A 458-nucleotide genomic window follows, 5' to 3' on the forward strand; every position below is an offset into this window, starting at 1 on the left:
TATAGAATCTGTGTGGCCTACGTAGTACTTATCACACTTCTCACTGTATAATATGTATACAAAATATGACATCAAACAAAAAGGGCCTGCGATTGCAGACCCTTCGTGGAGAATATCGGAGTCGAACCGATGACCTTCCCGATGGCTATCGGGACGCTCCGGCCTGAGCTACCAACCATTCGATATATTTCCTGCTTTTCTTATTCTTTATTTCTCTTTCTCGCATTGTCGCTTCTAGACGGGTAGAAAACTTTCTTGGTATACTAATGTTCAGGGATGACAATTACTCGTAAAGGTACTCCCTCTACCTGTATTATGTTCTTCTAATCTACGCTCTATTGAATCTGTGTGGCCTACATAGTACTTATCACACTTCTCACCGTATAATATGTATACAAAATATGACATCAAACGAAAAGGGCCTGCGATTGCAGACCCTTCGTGGAGAATATTGGAGT

1 protein-coding gene and 1 tRNA gene are annotated in these 458 nt (G+C 41.3%); both read right to left on the minus strand.

Annotation, left to right across the window (positions count from 1 at the left end; translation table 11 throughout):
* Positions 1 to 106 precede the first annotated feature (106 nt).
* A tRNA-Ala gene (locus KK060_RS24905) sits at positions 107 to 170 on the minus strand.
* Between the two features lie 100 nt (positions 171 to 270).
* The coding region (locus tag KK060_RS24910; protein ID WP_254158011.1) for a GIY-YIG nuclease family protein at positions 271 to 458 on the minus strand (188 nt) is incomplete at its 5' end.

Source organism: Chryseosolibacter indicum (genome assembly GCF_018598585.1).
Taxonomy (GTDB): Bacteria; Bacteroidota; Bacteroidia; order Cytophagales; family Cyclobacteriaceae; genus Chryseosolibacter; species Chryseosolibacter indicus.